Source organism: Luteibacter jiangsuensis, from assembly GCF_011742555.1.
GTDB classification, from domain to species: Bacteria; Pseudomonadota; Gammaproteobacteria; order Xanthomonadales; family Rhodanobacteraceae; genus Luteibacter; species Luteibacter jiangsuensis.
The window spans coordinates 23959-50390 of sequence record NZ_JAAQQR010000002.1; the positions used below are offsets into that span (position 1 = coordinate 23959).

The 26432-nt window shown below is 66.7% G+C and carries 31 protein-coding genes and 1 tRNA gene; 15 read left to right on the forward strand and 17 right to left on the reverse strand.

Going from position 1 to position 26432, the window contains the following annotated elements:
- Positions 1-6: 6 nt before the first annotated feature.
- The 4 genes from HBF26_RS03695 to HBF26_RS03710 all read right to left on the reverse strand — a co-directional run bounded on the left by HBF26_RS03695 (position 7) and on the right by HBF26_RS03710 (position 2745).
- Positions 7-654 (reverse strand): flagellar hook assembly protein FlgD, encoded by a 648-nt coding sequence (locus HBF26_RS03695; RefSeq protein ID WP_167123222.1) that lies wholly within the window; start codon positions 652-654, stop codon positions 7-9.
- Between the two features lie 9 nt (positions 655-663).
- Entirely contained in the window at positions 664-1077 is a 414-nt protein-coding gene (gene flgC, locus HBF26_RS03700; protein ID WP_167123224.1) for a flagellar basal body rod protein FlgC, read from the reverse strand.
- The gene (flgB, locus tag HBF26_RS03705; protein WP_167123227.1) at positions 1074-1493 is read right to left on the reverse strand and encodes a flagellar basal body rod protein FlgB; all 420 of its coding nucleotides are present in this window, start codon (positions 1491-1493) and stop codon (positions 1074-1076) included. Before flgB ends, flgC begins: the two co-directional genes overlap by 4 nt.
- A 334-nt stretch (positions 1494-1827) precedes the next feature.
- Positions 1828-2745, reverse strand: a complete 918-nt coding sequence (locus tag HBF26_RS03710) for a chemotaxis protein (RefSeq protein ID WP_167123229.1) — start codon at positions 2743-2745, stop codon at positions 1828-1830.
- A 368-nt stretch (positions 2746-3113) separates the two neighbouring features.
- Here HBF26_RS03710 and HBF26_RS03715 point away from each other — a divergent pair, with 368 nt between their 5' ends.
- The 6 genes from HBF26_RS03715 to HBF26_RS03740 all read left to right on the forward strand — a co-directional run bounded on the left by HBF26_RS03715 (position 3114) and on the right by HBF26_RS03740 (position 8359).
- Complete coding sequence (locus HBF26_RS03715; protein ID WP_167123231.1) at positions 3114-4064, forward strand: IS110 family RNA-guided transposase; 951 nt, start codon at positions 3114-3116, stop codon at positions 4062-4064.
- Positions 4065-4180: 116 nt separating this feature from the next.
- Positions 4181-5488, forward strand: coding sequence for a methyl-accepting chemotaxis protein (locus tag HBF26_RS19400; protein WP_205287590.1), 1308 nt, complete (start codon positions 4181-4183; stop codon positions 5486-5488).
- Positions 5485-6183, forward strand: coding sequence for a flagellar basal body P-ring formation chaperone FlgA (flgA, locus tag HBF26_RS03725; RefSeq protein WP_167123233.1), 699 nt, complete (start codon positions 5485-5487; stop codon positions 6181-6183). The genes HBF26_RS19400 and flgA overlap by 4 nt, the downstream gene beginning before the upstream one ends.
- Before the next feature lie 104 nt (positions 6184-6287).
- Positions 6288-6596, forward strand: a complete 309-nt coding sequence (flgM, locus tag HBF26_RS03730) for a flagellar biosynthesis anti-sigma factor FlgM (RefSeq protein WP_167025212.1) — start codon at positions 6288-6290, stop codon at positions 6594-6596.
- The gene (locus HBF26_RS03735; RefSeq protein ID WP_167123235.1) at positions 6593-7036 is read left to right on the forward strand and encodes a flagellar protein FlgN; all 444 of its coding nucleotides are present in this window, start codon (positions 6593-6595) and stop codon (positions 7034-7036) included. Before flgM ends, HBF26_RS03735 begins: the two co-directional genes overlap by 4 nt.
- 54 nt (positions 7037-7090) lie before the next feature.
- A complete protein-coding gene (locus HBF26_RS03740; protein ID WP_167123237.1) occupies positions 7091-8359 on the forward strand; it encodes an EAL and HDOD domain-containing protein in 1269 nt (422 codons plus the stop codon).
- A gap of 24 nt (positions 8360-8383) precedes the next feature.
- On the opposite strand, the gene HBF26_RS03745 is transcribed toward HBF26_RS03740, so the two are convergent.
- Complete coding sequence (locus tag HBF26_RS03745) at positions 8384-9223, reverse strand: oxidoreductase (protein ID WP_167123239.1); 840 nt, start codon at positions 9221-9223, stop codon at positions 8384-8386.
- Positions 9224-9390: 167 nt separating this feature from the next.
- Here HBF26_RS03745 and HBF26_RS03750 point away from each other — a divergent pair, with 167 nt between their 5' ends.
- Positions 9391-10272, forward strand: a complete 882-nt coding sequence (locus HBF26_RS03750; protein ID WP_167123241.1) for an AraC family transcriptional regulator — start codon at positions 9391-9393, stop codon at positions 10270-10272.
- A 9-nt stretch (positions 10273-10281) separates the two neighbouring features.
- Here HBF26_RS03750 and HBF26_RS03755 read toward each other — a convergent pair whose 3' ends face one another.
- The 7 genes from HBF26_RS03755 to rsmD form a co-directional block, all read right to left on the reverse strand.
- A complete protein-coding gene (locus HBF26_RS03755; RefSeq protein ID WP_240151207.1) occupies positions 10282-11331 on the reverse strand; it encodes a TMEM43 family protein in 1050 nt (349 codons plus the stop codon).
- Between the two features lie 10 nt (positions 11332-11341).
- Complete coding sequence (locus HBF26_RS03760) at positions 11342-12205, reverse strand: MBL fold metallo-hydrolase (RefSeq protein WP_167123244.1); 864 nt, start codon at positions 12203-12205, stop codon at positions 11342-11344.
- Positions 12206-12215: 10 nt separating this feature from the next.
- Positions 12216-13919 (reverse strand): gamma-glutamyltransferase, encoded by a 1704-nt coding sequence (gene ggt / locus HBF26_RS03765; RefSeq protein WP_167123246.1) that lies wholly within the window; start codon positions 13917-13919, stop codon positions 12216-12218.
- Positions 13920-13995: 76 nt separating this feature from the next.
- Positions 13996-14250 (reverse strand): YfhL family 4Fe-4S dicluster ferredoxin, encoded by a 255-nt coding sequence (locus HBF26_RS03770; RefSeq protein WP_167025188.1) that lies wholly within the window; start codon positions 14248-14250, stop codon positions 13996-13998.
- Between the two features lie 158 nt (positions 14251-14408).
- Positions 14409-14912 carry a hypothetical protein gene (locus HBF26_RS03775; RefSeq protein ID WP_167025185.1) on the reverse strand — a complete coding sequence of 168 codons (504 nt, stop codon included), beginning with the start codon at positions 14910-14912 and terminating at the stop codon, positions 14409-14411.
- Positions 14913-14929: 17 nt separating this feature from the next.
- Complete coding sequence (gene coaD, locus HBF26_RS03780) at positions 14930-15430, reverse strand: pantetheine-phosphate adenylyltransferase (protein ID WP_167025182.1); 501 nt, start codon at positions 15428-15430, stop codon at positions 14930-14932.
- A gap of 25 nt (positions 15431-15455) precedes the next feature.
- Positions 15456-16025, reverse strand: a complete 570-nt coding sequence (gene rsmD / locus HBF26_RS03785; RefSeq protein WP_167123248.1) for a 16S rRNA (guanine(966)-N(2))-methyltransferase RsmD — start codon at positions 16023-16025, stop codon at positions 15456-15458.
- Positions 16026-16089: 64 nt separating this feature from the next.
- Here rsmD and ftsY point away from each other — a divergent pair, with 64 nt between their 5' ends.
- The 5 genes from ftsY to HBF26_RS03810 all read left to right on the forward strand — a co-directional run bounded on the left by ftsY (position 16090) and on the right by HBF26_RS03810 (position 19753).
- A complete protein-coding gene (gene ftsY / locus HBF26_RS03790) occupies positions 16090-17229 on the forward strand; it encodes a signal recognition particle-docking protein FtsY (protein ID WP_167123250.1) in 1140 nt (379 codons plus the stop codon).
- A gap of 41 nt (positions 17230-17270) precedes the next feature.
- A complete protein-coding gene (locus tag HBF26_RS03795; protein ID WP_167123252.1) occupies positions 17271-18293 on the forward strand; it encodes an AsmA family protein in 1023 nt (340 codons plus the stop codon).
- Entirely contained in the window at positions 18290-19336 is a 1047-nt protein-coding gene (gene mutY / locus HBF26_RS03800) for an A/G-specific adenine glycosylase (protein WP_167123254.1), read from the forward strand. Before HBF26_RS03795 ends, mutY begins: the two co-directional genes overlap by 4 nt.
- Positions 19333-19611, forward strand: a complete 279-nt coding sequence (locus tag HBF26_RS03805) for an oxidative damage protection protein (RefSeq protein ID WP_167123256.1) — start codon at positions 19333-19335, stop codon at positions 19609-19611. The genes mutY and HBF26_RS03805 overlap by 4 nt, the downstream gene beginning before the upstream one ends.
- Positions 19612-19677: 66 nt before the next feature.
- Positions 19678-19753, forward strand: a tRNA-Phe gene (locus HBF26_RS03810).
- A gap of 253 nt (positions 19754-20006) precedes the next feature.
- Here HBF26_RS03810 and HBF26_RS03815 read toward each other — a convergent pair.
- Entirely contained in the window at positions 20007-20390 is a 384-nt protein-coding gene (locus HBF26_RS03815) for a DUF427 domain-containing protein (protein WP_167123258.1), read from the reverse strand.
- Between the two features lie 305 nt (positions 20391-20695).
- Between HBF26_RS03815 and HBF26_RS03820 the strand changes: the two genes are divergently transcribed.
- Positions 20696-21919 (forward strand): glycoside hydrolase family 27 protein, encoded by a 1224-nt coding sequence (locus HBF26_RS03820; RefSeq protein WP_240151208.1) that lies wholly within the window; start codon positions 20696-20698, stop codon positions 21917-21919.
- Here the strand turns inward: HBF26_RS03820 and HBF26_RS03825 are convergent.
- Positions 21903-22769 (reverse strand): DMT family transporter, encoded by an 867-nt coding sequence (locus tag HBF26_RS03825; protein ID WP_167123262.1) that lies wholly within the window; start codon positions 22767-22769, stop codon positions 21903-21905. The two genes, HBF26_RS03820 and HBF26_RS03825, sit on opposite strands and share 17 nt — an antisense overlap.
- Positions 22769-23653, reverse strand: coding sequence for a MurR/RpiR family transcriptional regulator (locus tag HBF26_RS03830; protein ID WP_167123264.1), 885 nt, complete (start codon positions 23651-23653; stop codon positions 22769-22771). The genes HBF26_RS03825 and HBF26_RS03830 overlap by 1 nt, the downstream gene beginning before the upstream one ends.
- Positions 23654-23743: 90 nt before the next feature.
- Between HBF26_RS03830 and HBF26_RS03835 the strand changes: the two genes are divergently transcribed.
- A complete protein-coding gene (locus HBF26_RS03835; RefSeq protein ID WP_167123266.1) occupies positions 23744-24640 on the forward strand; it encodes an oxidoreductase in 897 nt (298 codons plus the stop codon).
- A gap of 44 nt (positions 24641-24684) precedes the next feature.
- Here HBF26_RS03835 and HBF26_RS03840 read toward each other — a convergent pair whose 3' ends face one another.
- Both HBF26_RS03840 and HBF26_RS03845 read right to left on the reverse strand, forming a co-directional pair.
- A complete protein-coding gene (locus HBF26_RS03840; protein WP_167123268.1) occupies positions 24685-24924 on the reverse strand; it encodes a hypothetical protein in 240 nt (79 codons plus the stop codon).
- Between the two features lie 61 nt (positions 24925-24985).
- Positions 24986-25450, reverse strand: a complete 465-nt coding sequence (locus HBF26_RS03845) for a hypothetical protein (RefSeq protein WP_167123270.1) — start codon at positions 25448-25450, stop codon at positions 24986-24988.
- Positions 25451-25572: 122 nt separating this feature from the next.
- Here HBF26_RS03845 and HBF26_RS03850 point away from each other — a divergent pair, with 122 nt between their 5' ends.
- Positions 25573-26403 carry an endonuclease/exonuclease/phosphatase family protein gene (locus HBF26_RS03850; RefSeq protein WP_167123272.1) on the forward strand — a complete coding sequence of 277 codons (831 nt, stop codon included), beginning with the start codon at positions 25573-25575 and terminating at the stop codon, positions 26401-26403.
- Positions 26404-26432: the final 29 nt, after the last annotated feature.

The following is a 26432-nucleotide window of genomic DNA, read 5'->3' on the forward strand; positions in this document are numbered from 1 at the left end:
CTGGACTTACAGGATTTGCGCGATCTGACTGAGCAGGGCGCCGCCGTAGCCGGCCACCTGCAGGTACGTACCGTCGGTGCCCGAGGCACCCACGCCTTCCACCTTTCCGCGAACGAACGTGTCGATCGCGGTTCCGCCGGAAGTTGCGGATATCTTGTAAACGCCGTCGTTCAACTGCGTGCCGTCATCGGACTTGCCGTCCCAGGAGAACTTCACGAGGCCGGCGTCGGGCTGGCCCAGCGAGATGGTGCGAACGACGTTGCCCGCCTGATCCTTCACCTGCACATTCACGTAGGTGCCGGAGGTGCCGACATTTACAGCGCCGTTGAGCGCGCCATCCGTCAGCTTGCCGGCGGAGGAAGGCACCAGCACTTCCTGTCCCACCAGCGATGCCGCGCGCACGAACTGGTCGCCGGACAGGTTCGTGGCCAGCGAATCGAACGACTGCTGCAGCTCCTGGGTGGCGGCCACCTGGGAGAACTGCGCCATCTGCGCCACCATCTGGGTGGAGTCCATGGGCTTGGTCGGATCCTGGTTGGTCATCTGCGTGACCATGAGCTTCAGGAAATCCGACTGGCTCAGCGTCTGCTGCTGCAGCTGGCTGGACGACGACTGTTGCTGGCTGGTGGTGTTGCTGACGGAATCGACTGCCATGACTGTGCCTTACTTGCCGAGGTCCAGCGTCTTCTGCATGAGCTGCTTGGCGCTGTTCATGACTTCGACGTTGTTCTGATAGGAGCGCGACGCGGAGATCATGTTGACCAGCTCGTCGACCGGATTGACGTTGCTCGAATACACGTAGCCGTTGGCGTCGGCGATCGGGTTGGACGGCTCGTAGCGCGACTGGATCGGCGCCTGGCTTTCGGTGACACCGAGCGTGCGCACGCCGGCGTTTTCCATCTGGCCGTTGATCTGCTGCTGCACCGCCGAGAAGAGCGGCTGCTTCGCGCGATAGGCCGCGGCTTCGCTGCCGGCAAGGCTGTCGGCGTTGGCCATGTTGCTCGCGGTGGTGTTCAGGCGGGCGGACTGCGCGGCCATGCCCGAACCGGCGACGTCGAAGATCTTCAGCAGGCTCATGAGGAGGATCCGGTGATGGCCAGCCGCATGGTGTGGATCTGGCCGTTGATGAAGCCGAGCGAGGCCTGGTAGTGGATGGCGTTCGCGGCGAACTGGGCCTGCTCGACCTGGGTGTCGACGGTATTGCCGTCCATCGTGGGCTGGGTTTCCGCGCGATAGGCCAGCTTGTCGGCCTGCGCCAGGGCGACGGCCGGATTGCCGCCGATGTGTCCCGGCTCCGTGGCCGTCATGGGCAGCGATCCGGCTTCGGTCGCGCCCGTGGCCGCCTGCATCACCTTGCGGAAATCGAGGTCGCGCGCGAGGAAACCGGGGGTGTCGGCGTTGGCGAGATTCGAAGAGATCACCTCGGCACGCTGCTGCCACAGGCCCAGGGCCTGTGCGTGCACACCGAACAATGCATCGGGTTTGTCGATCATGGGCTCTCTCCCCTCGTGACCTTGGCGAGGGAATGGAGCAATTCGCGTGCCACGTGTCGGCACGGAGGTGAAATGGCGCCGTGGCGCGGTTTCAGGGCAGAAGGAAAAGTGGGGCGCCGGAAATCCGACGCCCCCAGGAATCGCCAGGTGACGGAGAACCGCCGTGCACGAAGCTGTCAGGCCCTGTGGGAGACATCAGGCCCTGTGGGAGACATCAGACCCTGTGGGAGCCGGCTATGCCGGCGATCCCGCGGCAGCGGGCAACCCCGCCGCGAGCACCCATCGCCGCTGAAGCGGCTCCCACACAAAGCGCGCATGGTTGTGGGGGGAACGGTCAGGCGGGGAGGAGTTCGAGCACCGCGGTTGCCAGCACGTCCGGCTGGAACTTCGCGATGAAGCGGTCGGCGCCCACCCGGGCCACCATCGCTTCGTTGAACACCCCGCTGAGCGAGCTGTGCAGGAGAACCTTCACGTGGCGCAGCTGGGCGTCCTCGCGAATGGCCCTCGTCAGCGCGTAGCCGTCCATCGAGGGCATCTCGATGTCCGAAACGACCAGAGCGATGCGATCCGCGGCGGGGCCCATGGTGAGCGTGCGCAGGACGTCCAGGCCTTCGCTGCCGTCCTTGGCCACCACGCATTCGAGGTCCATCTTGCGGAAGAGGTCGACCAACTGGGTTCGCGCCACAAGGGAATCGTCCACCACCAGCACGCGCCGGTTCGCGACGTGCTGCACCTGGGCCGCCTGCTGCACCCGGTCGGAAAGCTCCACCGCCTGCGGGTCGACACTGGCAAGCACCTGTTCCACGTCGACGATGGCGAGCAGGTCGCCGTCGAGGCGGGTCACCGAGTTGACACGGGCGCCATAGCCCAGCGCGTGTGGCGGAGCGGCCATCTGGGCGCCGTCGACATGGACGATGCGGTCCACGTCGGAGACCAGAAAGCCCTGCACCGAGCGGTTGAACTCGGTGACGATGAGGTGCGCGGTGTCCACCGCGGCCAGGGGCGGGTAACCCATGGCGGCGGCGAGGTCGATCACGGGGATCGTGCTGCCGCGATAGTCGAAGCTGCCTGCGACCAACTCATGCATGCTGGGCATGCGCTCCAGCCGCGGCCTGCGCAGCACCTCGCGCACCTTGAACACGTTGATCCCGAAGGCCTGGCGATCGCCCAGGCGGAACAACAGCATGGCCACGCGATTGTGGCCCGCCAGGCGGGTGAAGGTTTCCACGGTGTCGAGGAGCGGTCGGGCCATGGGCTGCGTGTGCGTCGAAGGAGGTGTCGCGAACCGTATCGGCCGGCTTCGCACTTACTGTAGTTGTGGGAGCCGCTTCAGCGGCGATGGGTGCTCGCGGCAAGCGTGCCCGCTGCCGCGGGATCGCCGGCATAGCCGGCTTGTATGTTGTAACCGCCCCTTTCTCCCCGCCGATGGCTGAGAGATAAGGGGCTGGGGTGAGGGACATAGCTGGTATCGGCTCGTATGAGGAGACCGACCGTGGGAGACATCCCTATCCCATCGTGAGCGTCGATGAAGGATCTGGCGATCCAATCGCCGATGAACAAGCTAACGCCTGATGGGACTTCACCCCAGCCGTCCTTGAGACTACGAGGAGTTGGGTCGCCATGCCACTACAGCATTTCGGAATCGATATCGACAAAGCCGCCCTGACGGTGGCCTGTCATGAGGTGCCCGGCCGTACCGAGCGGGTGAGCAACGACGCCGCGTCGATCGACGCCTGGTTACGCCGGTTGCCTACCGACAGCGTGCTCGCGGTGGAGGCCACCGGGGCCTGCCATCAGGCCCTGCTACAGGGCGCCGTCCGCCACGACCTGCCGATCTACCTGCTCAACCCCCGCGACGTCCGTCACTACGCCGAAAGTCTGCGCCGACGGGCCAAGACCGACCGGGTCGATGCCCAGGTCATCGCCCGTTATGTCGCCCACGAGAAGGGCAACCTGCGCCGCTATCTGCCCGCGCCGGCCAGCGCGGCGCGCCTGGAGCAGCTGCTGCGACGACGCGCCCTGCTGGCACAGACACAGGCGCAGCTCCGACTCGGCTGTAGCGATCTGGCGCTGCCGGCGATGGATCACCTGCATGCCAGTTTCAAGGCGACCCTGGCCGCGCTGGACGAGCAGCTCGATGCGCTGGTCGCCCAGGACGAGCAACGTGCCCGTCAGCGTGAGCAACTGCGCTCCATTCCCGGCGTCGGGCCCTTGAACAGCCTCGCCTTGGTCAGCTTGTTCTGGCGCCTGCCCAGCATCACGGCCGACGGCTTGATTGCTTTTGTCGGCTTCGATCCGCGCCCGCGCGAATCGGGTAACTATCGCGGGCAACGAAGGATCTCCAAGCGAGGGGACGCCGAGACCCGGCGTCTCGGCTACCTCGCCGCCCAGGCCTTCGCCCGGCACCCCGTCGGCAGGCCTCTCTACGACCGCTATCGTCAGCGAGGCCTCAGCGCCACAGCGACCTACGTCATCCTCGCCAGGAAGATTCTTCGTCTGGCCCATGCGCTCATCAGCCAGGGCACGACCTTCGACCCTCAACGCTTCGCGGCCGCTTGCGCGGGAACATAGGATCTCCCACGGGTGCAGCCCTTGCAGGCGGGATGGCACATGGATTGCATGACTCAAGAAACACGTGGCCCTACCGATCTATTGGGCCGACCATCCGTAGAGCGAAAGCGAACATCATGACCCTCCTTTGGAGCCAGCACGTCCGCCTCCTTGCCCAGGCCGCCGCCACCGGCGACTCAGCGCGCGTCCGCGCGCTGGCCGCTCAATATCCGGCAGCCGCCAGTGCGCTGGGCGCGTTGCTGAAGCCTGCGGAGCCGCGCACCGTCGCGGCCACGACCATCCAGGCGATCGAACAGCAGGGCATGGCGCTGACCAGCGCCCAGGCGCTTGGCGCCACCCTGCAGGAACTCGGCACGGCCGCCGACAGCGCACGGGATACCGCCGGGCGTTTGACGGAGGCGAGCGCCAGGATTTCGACGGCGATCGACCAGGTTCACACGGGCGTGGCCGGCATGGCCGACGCAGGCGGCCAGGGCCAGGCCACGTCGGCCGAACTCGACGGCCAGCTGCGCCTGCTGCGCAGCGCCCTGTCTGGCATGAGCCGCAACCACGCCCAGTTTTCCGAATACTTCACCGCCATCCGGAAGCTCACGGCCACGGTGCAGGACATCGCCCACCAGACGAACCTCGTGGCGCTGAACGCCGCCATCGAGGCCGCGCGCGCCGGTGAGGCAGGCCGCGGCTTCGCCGTGGTGGCCGACGAAGTGAAACAGCTGGCGGAGAAGACCACCCAGGCCACGGCGGAAATCGATCAGGTCACCCAGGCCGTGGGCGAGTTCTCCGGACAGCTCGACGACGCAGTGCAAACCAGCCTGCGCCGTCTCGAACAGTCGCAGTCCGGCATCGCCGGCATGCAGGCGTCCCTCGGCCGTGTCGACGACGCCGTGCGTGGCGCCCGCGGCAGCCTCGACGCCGCACGCGAGGGCATGGCCGCGCTCCAGGGCCGTGTGGCCGCCATCCAGGCCACGCAATCCACGCTCGGCCGCGTCACGAACGAGGCCCGTCGGCAGGCCGACGCCGCGGCCCGCGCCGTGGTGCTCGCGCATCGCCTGAGCCTCAGCCGCCTCGAAACCGAGGGCAACCTCGACGCCGCCAGCCTCAGCCAGATGATCCGCGAAGCTACCCAGGGCCTTCGCTATGCGTTGGAACTCGCCGCGCGCGATCCGTCCAGCCTCGATCGCCGGTGGCTAGACACCACGCCGATGATGCGCTGCCTGGAAAAGCTGCGCGCCCTGCGGCCCGACGGCAGCGCCGACCTCGCACACGGCGCGGGCGAGCGCTTCTCCGCGCTGGCGTCGCAGTACGCGATCACCCTCGGCGAAGGCCGCCATGCCGACGCCAGCCACATGCTGCCCGGCCTGACACGGGAACTGGACGCGATCACGCAAGGTCTCTCCGCCTCACTTGCAGAGCGCGCCGCGTGATTCGTCGCGCCGTTGCCTTCGGCGGCCTCGCCGCTCTGCTGGCCGTACCGCTTTCCGCGGCGGCCACGCAGTCGCTCGAGGCGGTGCGCGCGGCGGCGGTGAACTGGCTGCAACAGCACCGCACGCTTCCCGGCGCGCGCATGACCGCGGAAGCCGCGCCGCTGGACAGCCGCTTGCAACTCGCCGACTGCGCCGCTCCGCTGGACGCTTCCCTTCCGGGCAACCGCCGCCTTACCGCGCGTGTCAGCGTCACGGTGCGCTGTCCGGTGCCCGGCGGATGGACGGTCCGCGTTCCGGTCAGCGTGAAGATGTTCACGAATGTGCTCGTCACGAGCAGGCCACTCGCTCGCGGCGACGGCATCGGTGCCTCGGACGTGCACACCGAGGAGCGGGACGTGGCCGGCCTTGCCTACGGATACGTGGCGGGCCTGGACCAGATCGAAGGCCGTGCCCTCGCGCGCCCCCTGAATGCCGGCAGCGTGCTCACGCCGGGCATGCTTGCCGGGCGGCAGGCCGTGCGCAACGGCGACGCCGTCAGCATGGAAGCCAGCGTGGAGGGCGTGACCATCCGCGCCGATGGCGTCGCGCTCGGCGCGGGTGACACGGGCAGCCGCATCAAGGTTCGCAATGCGTCGTCCGGCAAGGTGCTGGACGCCATCGTGAGCGGCCCGGGAACGGTCGCCGTGCTTCCGTGAATGAACTTCGAACCGCGTCACAATACCGACGCGGCGCCAGTTAAAGTTCTCCGATGGATCGCCGATAAAGAGACCGACGGAACAAAGCTCCGAGGGATACACCCATGACGACACCCATCAAACCCGGCCTTCAGGCTCCCCAGCCTCAGGTCCAGTTGCGCACCCAGAGCCCCGGCGCCGGTTCCGCCGGCTCCGCGCAGGGCGCTGCCTCGGTGCGCCCGAGCGACGACAGCGTGAAGATCACCGACTCCGCGAAGGCGCTCGACGCCGCCAGCCGCGGCGAAGGCATCGACACGAAGCGCGTGGAAGAAATCCGCGCCCGTCTCGCCGAGGGCACCTACAAGCCCGACGCCCAGGCCATCGCCAGCAAGTTTCTTGCGATGGAAGGCCAGATCGGCGGCGTCAAGGCATGAACCCGCCGCTGGGCCGGGACTTCGACACGGCACTCGCGGCCGTCATGGGCGATCTCGCCGTTGAGGTCGATGCCCTGCATGCCAGCCTGATCGAGGAGCGTCTCGCCCTCGACCAGGGCGACGCGCAGGCGCTGGACGCCGCGGGCCGCACCAAGGGCAACCTCCTCGACCGGATCGAGAAACTCGACGTCGAGCGCCGCCAGCTCGACGCCGCCGCCGGTGTCGACAGCCTCGCCGATCCGCGCTGGGCACCCACGGTCGAACGGCTGCGCGAATGCCGGGGCCTCAACGAAACCAATGGCCGCATCGTCGGCCAGCGGATGAGTCACGTACGCCAGGCGCTGGCCGTGCTCTCGGGCGAAGGGCCCGGCGGCGGCACCTACGGCCCGAACGGCGTCGCGAAGGTGAAGCTCCGATCCGCGACACTTGCACAGGTTTGACGGCGACAAAGCAGCGACACTCACGATTCCCGAAGACGGTGCAAGAAGAAGGCAATGGCAGTAACTCCCCAGCTGACCGCGGTGAATGACGACGGCATCCTCCCCATCGTCCGCGTGCCTGTCCTGGACAGAAAGCAGTCGCTTTTCGCCTACGAACTACTCTTCCCGCGTCCGATCGGCAGCGACATCGAGGCCGCCGCGCTCGCCCACACGCAGGCGACGCTGAGCGCCATCGCCGACGGCAGCCTCAAGCGGCTGGTGCGCGACAACCGCGCGTTCCTGCACATGTCGCGCGACCTCCTCCTCCAGCATGCCGACATCCTGCGCCATAACGCGCGGCTGGGCGCCAGCATCAGCGCCGATGTGGGCACCGACGAGCAACTGCTCGAGAAACTGCGCGAACTGAAGGGGCATGGCTGCCTCTTCATGCTCGAAGATTTCAACCTTCCCGCCGATCCGGAACACCGTGCCGGCGTGGACGCCCTGCTGCGTATAGTGCAGTTCGCCAAGGTGGCGGTCGATCATCGCCATCCGCTCGCGGCGAAAGCGCACATGGATTACGTGCACGCGTTCGGCGTCAAGGTCATCGTCACCGGCGTCGATACCCACGAAACCTTCGTGGAATACGCCGAACAGGACGTCGACGGATTCCAGGGCAAGTACCTGTTGCGCCCGGAACGCGTCGACATGCCGCGCCTCACCCCGAGCAGGCTTGGCGTGCTTCGCCTCATGGGAGCCCTGCAGGATCCGGACAACGGCCCCGTCGAGCTGGGCAAGATCATCCGCGACGACGCCATCCTCAGCTACAAGCTGCTGGGCTGCGTGAATTCCGCCTACTTCGCCCTGCCCCGCCAGCTGAAATCGGTGGAACAGGCGGCGGTGTTCTTCGGCGTGAACCGCATGCGCAACTGGATCTTCACCATGGCCGTGTCCGGCATGGACGAGCGTCCGCCGGAACTGCTGCGCCTCGCCCTCATCCGTGCACACATGTGCGAGAAGCTGGCGCGTGCGGTAAGGCCGGAACTCCAGGAGATGGCCTTCACCGCCGGTCTGTTCTCCCTGCTCGACACACTGATGAACGTGTCGATGGCGTATGTGCTGGAACACCTGCCGCTGGCCATCGAGATCCGCGAAGCGCTGCTCGAGGGCACGGGCCCCTTCGCCGCCATCCTCGACCAGATTCGCCACTGGGAACAGGGCGAACTGGAAAGCGGTTCGTCCCTGTCCGAGCAGGACGTGGCCGCCATGGCCACGATCTACGTGGAAGCCGCGAGCTGGGCCGACCACGTCTACGCGTTCGCCGACGGCAGCGCCGCCGCATAAGGCGGCGCCACCCCGGCTCCCGCTTTACGCGGGAAAGTCCGTGCTCGTCGAGATGTCCTTCACCGCCTCGATATTCGCCCGCAGCTCGTCCAGCCTGCCGCTGAGGAACTGGTAGGCGTCCGAACCCAACGGCAGACGCAGGGGCGGATGTTCCGTGTCGACCGCCCCGATGATCGCCGCCGCTCCGCGTGCCGGGTCGCCAGGCTGTGTGCCGGTATACCCCCTGGCCTGTCGGCGGCGTTCGCCGGCCGTGGCGTCGTAATCTTCGATGATCGTCTTCGACTCGATCACGGATCGTCCCGCCCAGTCGGTGCGGAAGCGGCCCGGCTCGACAATGATCACCTTGACGCCCAGCGGCCCGACTTCCTTCGACAGCGCTTCGGAGAAGCCCTCCACCGCCCATTTCGTCGCGTGGTAGTAACCGGTGGCCGGGAATGCCAGCAATCCGCCCACGGAAGACACGTTCACGATGTGACCGCTCCGGCGCCTGCGCATCTCGGGCAGGACATGCCGCGTGAGCGAGATGAGGCCGAAGACGTTGGTCTCGAACTGGCGACGGATCTCTTCGTCCTCGCCCTCCTCGATCGCCGAGAAATAGCCGTAGCCCGCATTGTTCACCAGCACGTCGATGCCGCCGAATCGTGCCTGGGCATCGGCGACGGCCTTACGAATGGCGTCCTCGCTGGTGACATCCAGCGCCAACGCCAGGGCCGTGTCGGGATGCTTCGCGACGATGTCGCGCAGCTGCTCGGGATTCCGGGCGGTCAGCACCGCGCGTTCGCCACGAGCAAGGACCTGCTCGGCCAGTTCGCGGCCGAAGCCGGTGGAACAGCCGGTGATGAACCAGATCTTCGAATCGGACATGCGTGTTTCCTCGGGGCATGGAGAAGCCGCCATCGGCGGGTACCCGGAAAGAATGGGCCTGACGGACCTCCAGGCCTACCCAGATGCTGCCGATCTTTTGCACGATCCTGCCAATCCATACACAAGACTGTTCAGGTGCGATGACTGGCAGGCGCATAATCGCTGCCATGGAAACGCTGCTCGAACGCATGTGTGATGTCGTCGAACGACACGCCGCCCATTTCCGTCAGGAAACCCCGATCCCGGGCCTCACGCTTTACCGCGTGAACCAGCCGTTGCCGCCGGCGCACGTCCTGTACCGCCCCAGGATGGTCGTCATCCTCCGCGGCAGCAAGACCATCGCGGCGGGTGATGCGCCCTTCCTCGCCGACTCATCCACGTTCCTCCTCGTGACCGTGGATCTTCCGGTGTGCACGCAGGTGTTCCTCGACCATGAGAGCCGCTCGCACCTCGGGTTCTCTTTGGACATCGACCGTGTCGCCCTGGCGGAAGCCATGGCGAAGATGCCTTCCGCCGGGAACGCAGCGGCGAAGCCGGCCGGCGTCGCCACTTCGGCAATGACGACAAGCCTGGCCGAACCTTTCGCCCGTTTGCTCGACCTGCTCGACACGCCCGGCGACATCCCGTTCATCGCGCCGCTGGTCATGCAGGAGGTCTACTACCGCGTGCTTCGCGGCACCGTCGGCGACACCCTCCGCCAACTCGCGCTCAGCGGTTCGCACGCGGCGCAGATCGACCGGGCCACGCAATGGATCAAGGCGAACTACGCCGCGCCGATGGCGATCGATGCGCTGGCGGAGGCCACAGGTATGAGCGTCACGTCGTTCTACCGGCACTTCAAGGCAATGACGCTGATGACACCGGTGCAGTACCGCACCAGGTTACGGCTGCAGGAAGCGCGCCGGCTGCTCCTGGCCGACGCCCGATCGGTAGGCATCGCTGCCGCGATGGTCGGTTACGACAGCCAGTCGCAGTTCACCAGGGACTACAAGAGGATGTTCGGCGCCCCGCCCGGCGCCGATGTGGCGCGGGTGGCGGGCGCCGTCTGACGCCTTCATTCAGCCGGGCGCGGTGCGATGCTGCACCCGCCAAATCGCCAGGCCCGCGCCAAGCACCGCGAAAAGCAGCCACACGCTCGCCGCCATCGCGTCGCCGCCCAACCACATCACGCCGGCAACGGCCGGAACCACCACCGCGCCGATGCCTACGGCGAACAGCACGTCGCGTTGCAGGCGGCTGGTGAGGGCAAGCAACCAAGCGCCCAGAACCGCCAGAAGGAAAGAGGCGAGACGTATGGGGAGCACGGCCTGGGGTGGCTCGGGCAACGCAGGAAGCACATCGAGCAGGCTGCGCTCGCCCACCTGTACGTCGAAGCCGCTCCCGCTACTGGCCGCAGCGGCCGGCACAAGGGTGTCGCCGTCGATGCGGGCGAGCACGGTCATGGACTGCAGCGGCACGGCTTCCCAGCTGATGCGCAGATCGCCCAGACGCGGATTGGCAGGCTTGTTGCTGGTGACCAGGGCATCGCCGGCACGCTGGAAGGTGGCGGCCAGGTTTGCCGGCAAGGCCTTTTCGTCGGGTGGCACGGCGACGCGGCCAGGGAAGGCGCGCAAGATGGGCTCGGACAACTTGAAGTTGCCCAGCTTCACCTCGCCCGCCTCGAACTGACGCCCCTGGATGGGAAAGCGGCCGGGATTTACATGGCCGGCAGGCTTGGCGAATTCTGACGCGTCGATGGGCCGGTCCACCCAGTCGAGTTCGTAATGCGTGTTGCCGCCGACGGTGATTTCGCGCCACTGGAACATCTCCACGTGGCGAATGAGAACAGGCGACTCGGCGCGGACGCCGAACTCCGCGTCGCGCGGCGCGTCCACGATTTGCGGCATGCCGCTCACCCGGGTCAGCGAACCGTACTGGCCGGCGCCGGGCCGACCGGCGGCCCCCAGATCGAGCACCGGGGCGCCGTGGCGCGCCAGCGCCGCCGTGTAATCCATGATGCGGCGTTCGTTCCACGCGATGAGACCGAGGCCGGCGAGCAGCAGGGCCGCTCCGGCCAGTCGCGCACCCAGGGCCATCCCTGCCTGCTTCACCCTGTATGTCGATGTCATCCTGCCCCCATCATGCCACCGCCCAGGCATCGACCCCGGCCAATCGTTCAAGGATATCGGCCGCCGAGTAGCGACCTTTATCGTCCCGTGCGACAGACGCCACCGCGCAGCCGTGATCGTGGGTGAAGAACAGCCGCACACCACGCGCCATCTTGTCGTCGAGGAATGCCTTCTTCTCGTCGATGAGCTTCTCGGGCCAGCGGTCGTAGCCCATCGTCACGGGCAGGTGCACCCATGCACGTCCCGGGATCAGGTCGGCGCAGAACGCCACGCCGCCGACTTCGGCCAGCATGAGGCCCGGCGTGTGGCCCTCGGAAAAACCGAAGCGCACGGCGTCGCCCAGCGACGACGGCTCGCCCTCTTGCACCAGCTCGAGACGGCCGCTCTCCTCGAGCAGACGCACGATCTCCGGTATGAACGACGCGCGGTCGCGCGGATGCGGATCGTGGGCACGTGCCCAATGTTCGGCGCCGACGAGGAAGCGCGCCTTCGGAAAAAGCAGCCGCGCAGGCTCGCCCTCGGCCCACGGCGCGAGAAGCCCGCCGGCGTGGTCGAAATGCAGGTGCGAGAGAACGACGGCATCGATGTCCTCGTGGCCGAGGCCAGCCTCCGCCAGGGAATCGAGCAGCACATGGCGGTCTTCGACGACGCCGTAGCGCTCGCGCATGGCGGGATCGAAAAACGCGCCGATACCGGTTTCGAAGAGCACGTTGCGTCCGTCGAGCCCTGTGACGAGGAGGCAGCGGCACGCCAGCGGAATGCGGTTCTGTTCGTCGGGCGCTATCCAGCGCGACCACATGGCGCGCGGCGCGTTGCCGAACATCGCGCCGCCGTCCAGGCGTTGCGAGTTGCCGATCAGTGACCAGAGTTTCACGTGTCGAGCCTCACTGCACCTTGCCCAGGCCCGACGGCCGGCGCGGGTCGCTCGCGGCGTCGAGCTTGTTGGTCCGATGGTCCCACGTAACGACGTTCATGAAGCCCCAGGGTGAGCGATTGCGCAGCACGTATCCCATGTCGGTGAGGGCCTTGCTGGTGGCGTCGTCGAAAACGCCGGCCTCGACGTCCACGCGGTCAGGCAGATACTGGTGGTGGAAACGTTTCTGCGCCGTGATTTCCGTTGCGCTCTTGCCGTCCACGAAGGCAAGGATGCCTTCCAGCACCTGGGTGATGATCGTGGAACCGCCGGGCGAGCCGATCACCGCGGTGCGATCCGCGCCGAACACGAAGCTCGGAGACATCGACGAGAGCATGCGCTTGCCGGGTTCCGGCGCGTTGGCGAGCGCCCCGCGCAGGCCGAAAGCGTTCGGCTGCCCGGGAACCAGCGCGAAATCGTCCATCTCGTCGTTCAGCACGACGCCGGTGCCCTTGGCAACGAACGCCGAACCGAACTCGAGGTTCACCGTGAGCGTGGAGGCCACCATGTTGCCGTCGGCATCGATGACCGAGAAATGCGTGGTGTGCATGCCGGGTTCCGGCGCCATCGCGGTCGGCAGCAGGTCGGACGGCGTGGCCTTGTCCGGCGAGATGGTGGCGCGGAGCCCATCGGCGTAGTACTTCGACAGGAGCATGTCGAGCGGCATCTTCACGAAGTCCGGGTCGCCCAGGTATTCGTTGTGGTCGCGGAAGGCACGGCGCATGGCCTCGATGGTGAGGTGCGCGGCATGCGCCGCGTCGAGCTTCGCGAGGTCGAAACCGGAGAGGATGTTCAGGATCTCGGCGATCGCCACGCCGCCGGACGACGGCGGCGGCGCGGTGACGATGCGGTAGCCCTTGTAGTCCACGCGGAGGGGCTCGCGTTCTTTCGCCCGGTAGGCTTCGAGGTCGGCGGCGGTCCAGTTGCCGCCGGCAGCGCGCGACGCCGACACCAGCAGCTTCGCCGTCTCGCCCTTGTAGAAGCCGTCGGCGCCGCCGGCGGCGAGACGCTCGAGCGTCTTCGCCAGATCCGGCTGGCGCAGCGTCCAACCCTTCTGCGGCACGTTGCCGCCCGGAAGGTAGACCGCGGCGGACGCCGGGTAGCGCGAAAGGACGTCCTTACGGTCCTCGATGGCCCCGATGAAGCGCTCGTCCGGCTGATAGCCTTCCTTCGCGATGCGAATGGCAGGCGCCAGCGAGACGGAAAGCGGAAGCTTGCCGTAATGGGCCGCAATCCAGGCCAGGCCGGCCGGCTCGCCCGGAATGCCCGCCGAAAGCGGGCCATTGGTGGATACGTCGCGGTTCGGCTTGCCGTCCTTTCCCACGTACACCTTCATGTCCACGGCCTTCGGCGCCGTTTCGCGGGCGTCGATGAAGACGTCGCGCCGGTCCGATGCGCGATGCAGCAGCGCGAGAAATCCGCCGCCGATGCCGGAACTCTGCTGTTCGACCACCGCCAGGGTGGAGGCCACCGCGATGGCGGCGTCGAAGGCGTTGCCTCCCTTGTCCAGTACCTCGAACCCGGCGTTGGTGGCGAGATAGTTCGCGCTGGCGATGGCGGCGTGGCCAGGACCTTTCGGGGCCGCGGCCGGCGCGTCGAGCGCGGAGGCCTGACCGGTGCCGACGACGAGGAAGAAAGTCGCGGCAAGCACACGCCACGAGGGGGCATGGAGCATGGGGTGTCTCCGAGGGGATATCGATACCCCTGAGATTACCCCATGCCGCCGCGGGATTTCAGGGCTTGTATAGGCCCTAGGACGCCTTCGCCATCAGGTGCTCATACTTGAGCATCAGCTGTTCGCGGGTCTCGACATGGTCGGGATCGTGCGGGATGCACTCCACTGGACAGACCTCCACGCACTGCGGATTGTCGAAGTGCCCGACACACTCCGTGCACAGGTTGGGATCGATCACGTAGTAGAGCTCACCCAGCGAGATGGCCTTGTTGGGGCACACGGGCTCGCAGACGTCGCAGTTGACGCAGGTGTCGAGGATCATCAGGGACATTCGGGGGATTTTACCGCAAGGCGAGAGGCGGCGCGTTGGTCCCCCGTGAGTCGGCGCTGCGCGCCTGCAAGCCGGCCTCTGCGCGGCCTGTGAACCGTAAGGAGAATGAAGAAGGGCGCCGAGGCGCCCTTCCTTACTGTTCACGCTTTACGCTTCACTCACATTGCCACGAAGCGGAAGGTCGCGCCGCTCGGTGCCACGGCGTCGGCCACGCGCTGCTGGTCGGCCTGGTCGCCGATGAACAGCACGATCACGTTCTTGAACGAGCCGGCGTTGGCCCCCTTGAAGGCTTCGACCATCAGGTCGGCGGTCTTGGCCGAATCCGGGCCACCGAACACGAGCATGTTGCCCGGGGTGACGCCGCGGGCGACGGTGCCCTGCACGTTCTCGAGCTGGCGGGCGCGGCCGTCCTGACCGGCCTGGTCGTCGCCGGCCGGCACGAAGTACGGGAACGGACGGTCGGCCGTCATGCCCTGCATGTTCTTCCGCACGATCTGGCCGAAGTACTGGCTCCAGGCCTTCGTATCGGACGGGTTCGTCGGCTTGGCGACAGCCGCTTCCTGCTGCGTGGCAGCCTGGTCGGTGTCTTCGGACTTGTTGCAGGCCGAGAGGGCCAGGGTGGCGGTCAGGGCCACGGACGCGGCGAGGATGAACTTACGCATGATGATCACCTGTTTGGTTAAGAGTTGCGCCAGCGTTGACGCATGGCCTGCTGCACCGCCGGATGCACGAAGCCGGAAATGTCACCACCAAGGCGACCGATTTCGCGCACGAGCGAGGAAGAAATGAAGCTGTATTGTTCCGCCGGCGTCAGGAACAGCGTCTCGGCCTGAGGGATCAGGTGACGGTTCATGCTGGCGAGCTGGAACTCGTATTCGAAGTCCGACACCGCGCGAAGGCCGCGCAGGATCACACCCGCCCCTATTTCCGTCACGAAGTCGGCAAGCAGGCAATCGAAGCCGCGCACTTCCACGTTCGGCAGATCGGCCAGGGCCAGGCGCGCCAGCGCGATGCGCTCGCCCAGGCTGAAACCCGGACCCTTGCTGCGGCTTTCCGCCACGGCCACCACGATCCTGTCGAACAGGGGTGCGGCACGCGACACGAGGTCGGCATGGCCGTTCGTGATGGGATCAAACGTGCCCGGGTAAACGGCGAGACGTGGATTGGCCGGATGAGTCATGGGAGGCGGGTTGAGGAAACGCGGGCTAGCTTAACGGATCGGCCGGGGTGCGGCGATAGAGGGCGTAGGCCACCTCCCCCGCATGGCCCTGGCGATGCAGCAGCCAGGTGTCGGGCAACGTGAAGGCCACGCCCCGTGGCGATTCCACGTAAATCCACGCGCGCGGCGCGAGCCATCCACCCGCTTCGAGCGTTCGCGACGTCGCGGCCCAGGCGTCGAGAGCGAACGGCGGATCGAGGAACACCAGATCGAACGGACGCGCGCGCCCTTGCAGCCAACGCGCGGCATCGTCGGCGATCACCTCGCCTTCCACCTTCAGTCGGGCAAGATTTGCCTTCAGCGCCGCGGCCAGGCGCGGCTCGCGTTCCACGAACGTGACCGCGGCCGCACCTCGCGACAGGGCTTCGAGGCCGAGGGCACCGGTTCCAGCGTAAAGGTCGAGGCAACGGGCGCCGTCCACCACGGGCTGGAGCCAGTTGAACAGCGTTTCGCGCACGCGATCCGTGGTCGGGCGGAGTCCGGGGAGGTCGGGAACCTCGATCCGGGAATTGCGCAGGGATCCGCCGATGACGCGGATGCGGCCGGAAGCGCTCATCGCTCAGCGGCCAGTGAGGGCGGGGGTGTTAGCATTCGCCTATTGTCTTTGAATCCCCTGCGCAATGCTCAAGTTCTGGAAGAAGAAGCCCACCGAGCCGGCTGCGCCGGAGCCCCAGGCACCGGAAGACCGCGTCGATCAATCGGCCGACCCTGTCTCGGCCGAGGTTGGCGCCGGCGTGTCGGAAGCGCTGGCGGAAACGACCCTGCCTGAACCCGCCGCCCCCGAGGTCGAGGCCGAAGCGGAGGAATCCGAGGTCGTCGAAGCCGCCCGCGAAGCGGAACAGCCCGCGCGCCGCAGCTGGCGCGAGCGCCTGTCCGGCAGCGGTTTCGCGAAGAGCCTCACCTCTCTCTTCGTTCGCCATCCCAAGCTCGACGACGACCTGCTCGACGAACTGGAAACCTCGCTCATCACCGCCGACGTGGGCGTGGAAGCCAGCACGCGCCTGGTCGAAGACCTGCGCAAGCGCATGCACAAGCGCGAGTTTGCCGACGCCGGCGCGCTGCTCAAGGCGTTGCGTGCGGAGCTGGTCGCCCTGCTGCGCCCCGTGGAGCAGCCGCTGGACGTGGGCACGCCGTCGCCCTTCGTGATCCTCACGGTGGGCATCAACGGTGTCGGCAAGACCACCACCATCGGCAAGCTGGCCCGTCGCTATGCCGACGAAGGCCGCAGCGTGATGCTGGCCGCGGGCGATACCTTCCGCGCGGCCGCCGTCGAACAGTTGAAGACCTGGGGCGAGCGGAACAAGGTGCCCGTCGTCTCGCAAGGCCAGGATGCCGACTCGGCCAGCGTGATCTTCGACGCGTTGCAGGCGGCGCGTTCGCGTGGCACCCAGGTGCTGATCGCCGATACCGCCGGTCGTCTGCACACCCAGGGCGGCCTGATGGACGAGCTGGGCAAGATCGGCCGCGTCATGAAGAAGCTGGATGCCAGCGCACCGCACGAGGTGCTGATGGTCATCGACGGAACGACAGGACAGAACGCCATCAGCCAGGTGCGCCAGTTCCGCGACACCGCCGGCGTCACCGGACTGGTGGTCACCAAGCTCGACGGCACCGCCAAGGGCGGCGTGATGTTCGCGCTCGCACGCGAGTTCGGCCTGCCCATCCGTTACGTCGGCCTGGGCGAAACGGCCACCGATCTGCGCGTGTTCGATGCCGAAGCCTTCGTGGACGGCCTTCTGCCGCCCAGCATCGGCGCCTGAGCGAAACTCGCGATGCAGGCACCGCGGCGATGAAGCGCCCCTTGCGAATCGGCCTTCTCGCCGTCGGCGCACTGGTCGTGGCGGTACTGTTGGCGGCGTTCGTCGCCACCTACGTCATGCTGCAGCCGGAGCGCTTCACCTCCCTGTTGCAATCGCGCGCCCGCGCCGCGGGCCTCGAACTCACGCTGTCCAACCCGGCCAGCCCCACCCTGTGGCCGAAACCCGCGCTCGAGCTGGAAGGCCTCACCGTGCGGGCAAGCGGTGCGGAGCAGCCGTTGCTGGTCGCCTCGCGCGGCAAGCTCGTGCTGCCCTGGCATGCATTGATGGGCGGCGAAGCCCGCATTTCGCGGCTCGAAGTGGAGGGCGCCCGCATCGACGTCGACGCGCTGGGCGCGTATCTGGACACCCTGCCTTCGCGCCCGTCCACGGCTGGCGCCATCCTGCCCACGGTGGACGCGGGCTTCCGCATCGAGCGCGGTACGCTCCTGCGCGGCAACGAGTTGCTGCTGTCCAATGTGGACATCGACGCGGGACGGCTTGCGAACGGCATACCGTTCGCGCTCGCGCTAGCCGCCAGCACCGCCGACGGCACGCCCTATTCGCTGGAACTCGAGACGCTGCCGCAACTCTCGCATGGCGTGCTCACGCTGAGCGACGTCGAACTCGGACTCTCCAGCGACTCGCGCTTCGCCGCCATGCTGCACGGCGGCGCCACCTGGCGCGGCGGTGCGGACGTGGGCGCATCGTTGTCCGGTCGCGTGACGCGGAACAGCGGCGCGCCTTATGGCATCACGCTCAACATCACGCCGGCGAACCAGCAGGATCCGCTCTACGTCGCCCTTCGCCTCGACGGTGACAACGACCGCACGGACATCCGCATTCCCCCGATCGGATTCACCGAATGGTGGAGCGGCATCCTGGCGGGCGGCTCGCCCACCCTGCCGCCCGTCCTCGGCAGCATCGAAGCCAAGACCCTCGACATCGGCAGCGTGCACATGAAAGGACTGCGCATCCGTGCGACGCCGCAGACACCGGCCGCCGCATCGACCGCCGCCGCACCATGAACGTCTTCGCGCGCGAACTGCTCCGCTGGTACGACCACCACGGGCGGAAGGACCTTCCCTGGCAGCACCCGCGCGACGCGTACCGCGTGTGGCTGTCCGAAATCATGCTGCAGCAGACCCAGGTGGTGACTGTCATCGGGTACTTCCAGCGCTTCGTGGACACGCTGCCCACGCTGGCGTCGCTGGCCTCTGCGCATGAAGACACGGTGCTGGCGCTGTGGTCCGGCCTCGGTTACTACCGGCGTGCCCGCTTCCTGCATCGCGCCGCGCAGCTCTGCGTGGAGCGCCACGGCGGGCAACTGCCGCGCGACCTGGACGCATTGATGGCGCTGCCCGGCATCGGCCGCTCCACCGCCGGAGCGATCCTCGCGCAGGCGCACGGCATGCGCTTTCCCATTCTCGACGGCAACGTGAAACGCGTGCTGACGCGATACCACGGCATCGCCGGTTATCCCGGCGAAAGCGCCGTCGAAAAACAGCTCTGGCGACACGCGGACGAGCACACGCCGGCCGAACGCACCGCCGACTACACGCAGGCCATCATGGACCTCGGTGCCACGGTGTGCGTGCGTACGAAGCCGCTGTGTCTGCTCTGCCCGCACGCGGCCACCTGCGTCGCGCACCGCGACGGGCTCACGGCCACGCTACCGACTGCGAAGCCAGGCAAGAAAATCCCCACGCGCTCGCTGGCCATGCTGCTGTTGCGCGACACGCATGGCCGCGTTCTGCTCGAAAAGCGTGGGCCGCAAGGCGTCTGGTCCGGCCTTTGGAGTCTGCCTGAAGCGGACGACGCCGATGCCGCCGGCGCGGTCGCCTCCGGCCTCGCACGTGTCCGCGAGGCCGATCCGCTACCTGCCTTCACCCACGTGTTCAGCCACTACAGGCTGGACGTATCGCCCATCCTGTTCGACCATGCGGCCCCGCTCGCCGCCGTGGCGGACCGCGACGACCGCCGCTGGTGCGGACGCGAGGAACTCGCCTCGCTCGGTCTGCCGGCCCCCGTGCGGACGCTGCTCGCCAACCTTCCGGAGATATCCCCATGACGCGCATGGTTCACTGCGTGAAACTCGGCCGCGAGGCCGAAGGCCTCGATTTCGCGCCCTGGCCCGGCGAGCTCGGCAAGCGCGTCTACGACAACGTGTCGAAGGAAGCCTGGGCCCAGTGGCTGTCCCACCAGACCATGCTTATCAACGAGATGCGCCTGTCGCCGCTGGAGCCGAAGACACGCACGTTCCTGAGCGGCGAGATGGAGAAATACTTCTTCGGCGGCGACGTGGCCCAGCCCGCCGGTTACATTCCGCCCGAACGGGACGCTTGACGCCGACGCCCGCACCCGATTTAATACGCGGCTCCACTCGCCGCAACGATCGTTGCAGGCACCCGTGGCTCGGTAGCTCAGTTGGTAGAGCAGGGGATTGAAAATCCCCGTGTCGGCGGTTCGATTCCGTCCCGAGCCACCATTCTTTCAAAGGCCTGCATTTCTGCGGGCCTTTTTTATTACCACTCGCTGTGATGGTCTCCCGTTACTGCCACCGCGGCCTCACCGCGATCAGGAAGATCTAAACAGAGGAGAACCAAATATCGCAAGGTCCATCCCTGTCGCCCATCCACCGCTCCTCGCTGACCAAGCACACGCCTCGCGGATGGTTTCAGGCAGAGAGCTGATTTCCCGAGAGCCGGTTCATTAAAGCCTCGCTGGGTCTGTTCCGTGTGTCACTGCGCCGCGCGCAGAGTGATGCTGTCGACGCGTTCGGGATAGAACGCGAGATGTCGCCCTATCGCGGCCACGGCATCGAACGGGTTCTCATAGGTCCAAACCGCATAGAGCGCCCGATCACCTCCCGCGGGAATCGAGTAGTAACTGCAGTCTCCCTTGTACGGGCAATAGGTCGTACGGTCGGAGCGAACCAGCGCCGACATGTCCACGTCCTCCCGTGGGATGTAATGAACAGGCGGATAGCTCGCTTCACGTAGCACGAGCGCGCGAGACGAGTCGGCAATGAGCCGACCGCCAGCCATTACTCTCACTCGCAGAGACTCGGCCTCGATTGAAATCGGATGATTGTCCCCCGGCACTCGACGAACGCGCTGGTTCATGATTCAGTCCTCAATTAGGAAACGGGTGACACCTTGCACGAACTCGACGGGTGCTGGCACGGCGAGCCGCGATGGCGCTGGGACACACTACGACGGACGAACAGCAGATTGCCATTACCGCACTCAAACGCTGCCCGTGGATGGTGGAACCAGCGCTGGTACCAGACCGGCGGGCTCGACAGCGTGGTCTCCGGTATAGGTTGCGCTGGCGGATGCGACATGCGGCGCGCGCTTTTTCCCGTCCACCCGGGCAACGCGACGTATCGGATAGGATGCGGTGCCACCTGACCTTCCAAGGACGCCGCATGACGCCACGCCAAACCGTTCGCCTCTCCGTCGCCCTTTTGTCCATGGTGTCGAGCTGGAATCTCCTTGCAGACAGCGCACTGACGAACGTCCCCGCGGAGGACACCGTTCCCGCCAACGGGCTTGCACGCACGCCCCCGATGGGCTGGAACAGCTGGAATCATTTCGCGGGCCGCATCACCGCGGCCGACGTGCGCGATATGGCGGACGCGATGGTCGCCACGGGCATGCGCGACGCTGGGTATGTGTACGTCAACATCGACGACACCTGGGAGGGCGAGCGCGACGCCTCCGGCGCGATACGACCGAACGACAAATTCGGGGACATGTCCGCACTGGCGGCTTACGTGCACGCGCGTGGATTGAAGCTTGGCATTTACTCTTCGCCCGGCGGGAAGACGTGCGCCGGGTTCGCCGGCAGTCATGGTCACGAGGATCAGGACGCTCGCACGTTCGCGGCTTGGGGCGTCGATTTCCTCAAATACGATTACTGCGGAGCCACTCTTCTCTATCCGGTAACGCGCGGGAACCAGGAAGCGCTTTTTCGGCGCATGGGTCATGCGCTGCAAAAGACCGGCCGCCCCATCGTGTACAGCCTCTCGCAATCGGGCGACTTCGATATCTGGACCTGGGGTCCGCAGACGGGCGCGAACATGTGGCGCACGACGCCCGACATCAGCGACAACTGGGAATCCATGTCGAAGCGCGGCTTTCGACAGCTGGACCTCACCGCGTGGTCGGGGCCTGGCCACTGGAACGATCCGGACATGCTCGAGATCGGCAACGGAGGCATGACCGCGGACGAATACCGCACACAGATGAGCCTGTGGTCCATCCTTCCCGCACCGCTGCTGGCCGGTAACGACCTGCGCACCATGAATACCGTCACGAAAGAGATCCTGCTCAACCGCGAAGTGATCGCAGTGGATCAGGATCCTGCCGGAACGCCCGCCCGACGCCTGGAGACGCGTGGCGAGGTCGAGGTGCTCGTGCGCGACATGAGCGATGGATCGATCGTCGTCGGGTTTTTCAACCGCGGCGATCAGACCGCGAAGGTCGGCCTGGATTGGCGGCGTTTGGGCGACCGCTTCGGCCACGGAGTCGCCGCGCGCGACCTCTGGCGGCACACTGCCGTTACGCCGGGCAGTGCCTTTACCGGCACGGTGCCTCGCCACGGTGTCGTTCTATTGCGCGTGGTCCCTGCCCCTATCGGCACGAACTGATCGCAGCGATCCCGGCCAGCACGACCACCGCCCCGCCAATACGGCGTGCGAGATGGTTTTCGCGGAAGAGCCAGTATCCGAGCAGGGCGCCGACGACGATCGACGACTCGCGCAGTGGCGCAACAAGCGCCACGGGGGCCCTCTGCATCGCCGTGAGAACGAGCATGTATGCGAGCGGCGAGAAGACGGCCACGACGACGATCGGCACGCCGTCCGCGCGTAACACCTCCGCTAATCGATGTCGGCGACGCAGCGCGGCGGGGGTCAGGATCAAGAGCTGCACCAGCAGCGTGCCGGCGTAGTAGCCCACGGGCGGCAGATGCCACGATGTCACCGAATAGCTGTCCCACAGCGTGTAACCGGCGATGGTGGCGCCGGTGGCCGTGCCCCACAACGTTCCCTCCAGGGGCCGGCGGCTACCGCTTCCAAACGGATTGCCGGTGACGACGAGGATGCCCGTGACGATGAGCAGCGCGCCAGCCACGGCGATCACGCTGAGCCGTTCCCCAAGCAGGAGGACCGCGCACACCATCGTGAGCATCGGTGCGGTGCCGCGGGCCACCGGATAGACCACGCCAAGTTCGGCCCGGTCGTATCCGGCTTGCAAGGCCATGGAGTACGCGACGTGCAGCGCGGCGGATACGGCCACGCCCACCGCAAGGCGCCAGTCGAGCGCCAGCGGTTCCTTTGCCGTGAGGGCGATGGCGGCCGGGACGCACCACAGCACCGACGCGCAGGTATAGGCCCACACGAAGAGCAAGGTATCGCCCCGCTTGTACTTCGAGGCGAGGTTCCACACCGCGTGCGCCACCGCCGCGGCCAGCACCATCGCGACAACGGCAGGCTGCATCAGGAGATGTCGGGCAGATCGATACCTGCACGCTCGGCTCTCGCGCTTCGCCCCGCATCGCGTAGCGCAATGGCAGCGACCAACGCGTCGACGACGACCAGCTGAGCCAGGCGACTCCCTGCCGCGGCCATCTGCGCCGGCAATGGCGCACCGCCGACGACGAGTGCGACGTCGGCGAGATTCGCCAGCGGCGTGCTGTACTGATTGGTGATGGCGATGAGCGAGGCGCCGGCGGAGGAAGCCGCATCGGCAACGGCCAGCGTCGTCGAGGTCCGGCCTGTCGAGCTGACGGCGAGCATGACATCGCCGGGGCCAAGCAGACGCGCCGCGATCATCGCCGAGAGGTGATCGGCGATGCCGATGGTCGTCACGCCGACCGCGCGCAGGCGGAACACCGCATCGGCCGCCACGGTGGCCGAAGACGCCGCACCGAACACGAGCAGCTGTCGTGCAGAGAAGATCGTATCGACCGCCTTCTCGAACGCGGGGAGTTCGATGGCCCCGGCGAGCGCGGTCAGAGCGTCGGTGCCTGCGCGAATGGAGGTTTCGAGCACGGCGGCGGACGTCGAATCCGGGGCCAGCGCTTCAGGTGGCGCGAAGAACCTCGTGGTGCCGCGTGCGCGGGCGATCTCGATCTTGAGTTCGGTGAACCCGCCGAATCCGATCGCGCGCGCGGCACGGACCACGCTCGGTGGCGATACCCCGGCCCGAGCGGCCACTTGCGCCACGGTACTCACGCCGACGAACAAGGGATCGGTAAGAAGGAGGGCGACGACCTTCGCCTCGCTGGCAGGGAGATCGCCACTGCGAGCCTGGATGCTTCCGATCCATTGCCCCAGGCGCTCTTCGTCTCCTGTAATTTCATTACCATATTCGGTATTCATAGGTAATATATTACCTCGCGCAGCCGACGTCGCAACCGTCGCCCGGACCGGCGGCTGCGGCGGCTGCGGCGGAGCCAAAGGAGGCCCTACTTGGATACAGAAGCCATGACGTCCGTCGCTATCGTCGGCCCCGGTGCGATTGGCACCACCATTGCGGGAGTCATGCAGGAGGCTGGCCGCACACCCGTGCTCTGCGGCCGCACATCACGCGACTCTCTGACGTTTCACGATGGCGACCGCCTCGTCACCGTTCCCGGCCCCGTCCGGACCGATCCGGAACAGATCGGCCGCGCGGTCGATATCGTCTTTTTCGCCGTCAAGGCGACACAGACCGAGGCGGCGGCAGACTGGCTCGCCGCTTTGACCGGTCCGGAGACGGTTGTGTGCGTTCTGCAAAACGGCGTCGAACAGTTGGAGACGGTCTCCCCGCATGTTCGATCCGGCAAGGTCGTTCCCGCTGTCGTGTGGTTTCCTGCGCAGACGCAGACCGATGGCTCCGTGCGCTTGCGCGGCGACGTGCGCCTCAGCTTGCCGGACACGCCCCTTTCCCGCCTGATCGCAGAAGCATTGCGAGACACCCGGTGTCTCGTCGAGCTCGCCGCGGATTTCAGATCCCTGGCCTGGCGCAAGCTGCTGCAGAACGCGGCGGCCGGGCTCATGGCGCTGACGCACCGCCGCTCGGGCATGTTCGCCCGTGCCGACATCTCCCGGCTTACCCTGGCTTATCTGCAGGAGTGTCTTGCCGTGGCCCGTGCCGAGGGCGCCGAACTTGGCGACGAGGTGCCGCAGGCGATCCTCGACAGGTTTCTCGCGTCGCCGGCCGACATGGGCACGTCCATCCTTACGGATCGGGAAGCAGGCAGGCCGCTCGAATGGGATACGCGTAACGGCGTCATCGCGCGTCGTGGCCGGGCCCGCGGCATCCCGACCCCCATCAGCGATGTGTTGCTGCCGCTTCTCGCGGCCGCGAGCGATGGCCCCGGGTGATTCCGGCTCTCGAATCCATCGAAGATGAGAGCGGCTGGCTAGTGCTACTGCGCAGCCGGACGCGCCAGCACCATCCAGCCGCCGGACAGTGTCTCTTTCAGCACCTCCACACGGCGCATGCGGCCTGCGGTTACCGAGGACGCGGACGCCAATGCGAATTCCACGGCCCGGCCTTCGGTAGGAAAGAGATGTTTCGCCCCGCCGGGGAGCAGGACACGCCATACGCGCTCGTTCATGCCCGGATAGAAGATGAAGATGCGGAACGGACGGCCTGCGTCGTTCATGGATGGTGCCTCTTCCGAATACGCACCGTTACCACGAACGTTGTTACGGCGGCGTAACCGTTCAGCCGTCGACGTCTCTTCCTCGCGTCGCTTCGCATTCGCGCAAGCCCGCGTCCAGCGCGCGCGACTCGCCGGCGTCCAGCGGCGCGGTTTCGCCCCGCAAGAAGGCACGCACGTGGTCTTCCATGGCGCGAGCGAGGTTGTCGCGCGCCGCGCGGCCGCAGGGCGTGCGCGGTTTCCAGACCGAAAGGCCCTGCGTATGGCCCACGAGCCTGTCTATGTAAGGCTGGCGGTCCTGAGGCGCGGCAGCCATGGTGTCGCGCACGACTGCCTGCCAGGTGACGAGTTCGCCGCGCAGATCGGCCGTATCCGCCGCCAGCGCCTTCGCGTCCCTCTCGCGCGCACGGTGCGACGCGGTGAAGGCGAGCATGGCCGTGGTGGCGGAAGCGATAAAGGCCGCTGCCACCACGGCGATGACCGCCTTGCGGCCATTCGAAAGTTTTTCCCGCTTGGCTCCTTTTTCCATCGGAGGCAACGACTTGTCGAAAGAAACGAATCATCCCACATCGGGAGCATGTGCACTGCGCGGCAAAAAAGCGCTCCATCCGACGTTATAGTCGGATGCTCGTCCCCAAGAAGCCGGTGCCCATGACTCGCCTTTCCCGACTCTTCTTCGCCGCCGCCATCGTCGCCTTCGCACTGCCTTCCGCCGCGGCGGAACTGAAAGTGATGACCTTCAACGTGCGCACCATGACCGGCAAGGACGGGCCGAACGGCTGGGAATTCCGCCGCGACCTCTTCGCCGACACCATCCGGAAAATGCATCCCGACGTCATCGGCACGCAGGAGCTCTACAAGCAGCAGGGCGACGACACCGTCGAACGCCTTCCGGAATACACATGGTTCGGACGCGATCGCTACGGCAAACACACCGACGAACACATGGGCATCTTCTATCGCAAGGACGCCTTGAAGCTCATCAAGTCCGGCGACTTCTGGTTTTCCAGCACACCGGACAAACCAGGCACCATGGACTGGGGCAACCCCATGCCGCGCATGGTGAACTGGGCGCTGTTCGAACGGCTTTCCGATCACAAGCAGTTCTATCTGCTCGACACCCACCTGCCCTACCGCGACCAGGACGAGGACATCCGCACGCGCTGCGGCAAACTGCTCGCGGCATGGATCGCCAAGCTGCCGAAGGGCGTCCCTGTCATCGTCACCGGCGACTTCAACACCGGCCCCGACGGCGAAGCGCACAAGGAACTCACGGCGTCGCTGAAAGATGCCTGGGAAACCGCGCCGAAGCGCGAAGGCCCGGCGGACACCTTCCACAACTTCACCGGCAAGCCGACCAAGCGCATCGACTGGATTCTCTCCAGCGGCGTGACGGCCAAGTCCGTGCAGACCATCACGACGTCGAAGGACGGACGCTATCCGTCGGATCATTTCCCGGTGCAGGCGACCTTCGAGCTTTGAGCGGCTAACGCCGCTCGATCGCCTTCTGG

Excerpts from the sequence above, each read along its gene's own strand:
- HBF26_RS03740 (WP_167123237.1), top strand. The coding sequence starts at position 7,091 with ATGGCAGTAACTCCCCAGCTGACCGCGGTGAATGACGACGGCATCCTC.
- HBF26_RS03815 (WP_167123258.1), bottom strand. The coding sequence starts at position 20,390 with ATGAACCAGCGCGTTCGTCGAGTGCCGGGGGACAATCATCCGATTTCA.
- HBF26_RS03770 (WP_167025188.1), bottom strand. The coding sequence starts at position 14,250 with ATGTCCCTGATGATCCTCGACACCTGCGTCAACTGCGACGTCTGCGAG.
- HBF26_RS03825 (WP_167123262.1), bottom strand. The coding sequence starts at position 22,769 with ATGCAGCCTGCCGTTGTCGCGATGGTGCTGGCCGCGGCGGTGGCGCAC.
- HBF26_RS03775 (WP_167025185.1), bottom strand. The coding sequence starts at position 14,912 with ATGCGTAAGTTCATCCTCGCCGCGTCCGTGGCCCTGACCGCCACCCTG.
- HBF26_RS03845 (WP_167123270.1), bottom strand. The coding sequence starts at position 25,450 with ATGGAAAAAGGAGCCAAGCGGGAAAAACTTTCGAATGGCCGCAAGGCG.
- rsmD (WP_167123248.1), bottom strand. The coding sequence starts at position 16,025 with ATGAGCGCTTCCGGCCGCATCCGCGTCATCGGCGGATCCCTGCGCAAT.
- HBF26_RS03850 (WP_167123272.1), top strand. The coding sequence starts at position 25,573 with ATGACTCGCCTTTCCCGACTCTTCTTCGCCGCCGCCATCGTCGCCTTC.
- HBF26_RS03840 (WP_167123268.1), bottom strand. The coding sequence starts at position 24,924 with ATGAACGACGCAGGCCGTCCGTTCCGCATCTTCATCTTCTATCCGGGC.
- mutY (WP_167123254.1), top strand. The coding sequence starts at position 18,290 with ATGAACGTCTTCGCGCGCGAACTGCTCCGCTGGTACGACCACCACGGG.
- ftsY (WP_167123250.1), top strand. The coding sequence starts at position 16,090 with ATGCTCAAGTTCTGGAAGAAGAAGCCCACCGAGCCGGCTGCGCCGGAG.
- HBF26_RS03715 (WP_167123231.1), top strand. The coding sequence starts at position 3,114 with ATGCCACTACAGCATTTCGGAATCGATATCGACAAAGCCGCCCTGACG.
- flgM (WP_167025212.1), top strand. The coding sequence starts at position 6,288 with ATGACGACACCCATCAAACCCGGCCTTCAGGCTCCCCAGCCTCAGGTC.
- HBF26_RS03830 (WP_167123264.1), bottom strand. The coding sequence starts at position 23,653 with ATGAATACCGAATATGGTAATGAAATTACAGGAGACGAAGAGCGCCTG.
- HBF26_RS03755 (WP_240151207.1), bottom strand. The coding sequence starts at position 11,331 with ATGACATCGACATACAGGGTGAAGCAGGCAGGGATGGCCCTGGGTGCG.
- coaD (WP_167025182.1), bottom strand. The coding sequence starts at position 15,430 with ATGACTCATCCGGCCAATCCACGTCTCGCCGTTTACCCGGGCACGTTT.
- HBF26_RS03735 (WP_167123235.1), top strand. The coding sequence starts at position 6,593 with ATGAACCCGCCGCTGGGCCGGGACTTCGACACGGCACTCGCGGCCGTC.
- flgC (WP_167123224.1), bottom strand. The coding sequence starts at position 1,077 with ATGAGCCTGCTGAAGATCTTCGACGTCGCCGGTTCGGGCATGGCCGCG.
- HBF26_RS03820 (WP_240151208.1), top strand. The coding sequence starts at position 20,696 with ATGACGCCACGCCAAACCGTTCGCCTCTCCGTCGCCCTTTTGTCCATG.
- HBF26_RS03695 (WP_167123222.1), bottom strand. The coding sequence starts at position 654 with ATGGCAGTCGATTCCGTCAGCAACACCACCAGCCAGCAACAGTCGTCG.
- HBF26_RS03745 (WP_167123239.1), bottom strand. The coding sequence starts at position 9,223 with ATGTCCGATTCGAAGATCTGGTTCATCACCGGCTGTTCCACCGGCTTC.
- HBF26_RS03805 (WP_167123256.1), top strand. The coding sequence starts at position 19,333 with ATGACGCGCATGGTTCACTGCGTGAAACTCGGCCGCGAGGCCGAAGGC.
- HBF26_RS19400 (WP_205287590.1), top strand. The coding sequence starts at position 4,181 with ATGACCCTCCTTTGGAGCCAGCACGTCCGCCTCCTTGCCCAGGCCGCC.
- ggt (WP_167123246.1), bottom strand. The coding sequence starts at position 13,919 with ATGCTCCATGCCCCCTCGTGGCGTGTGCTTGCCGCGACTTTCTTCCTC.
- HBF26_RS03710 (WP_167123229.1), bottom strand. The coding sequence starts at position 2,745 with ATGGCCCGACCGCTCCTCGACACCGTGGAAACCTTCACCCGCCTGGCG.
- HBF26_RS03750 (WP_167123241.1), top strand. The coding sequence starts at position 9,391 with ATGGAAACGCTGCTCGAACGCATGTGTGATGTCGTCGAACGACACGCC.
- flgB (WP_167123227.1), bottom strand. The coding sequence starts at position 1,493 with ATGATCGACAAACCCGATGCATTGTTCGGTGTGCACGCACAGGCCCTG.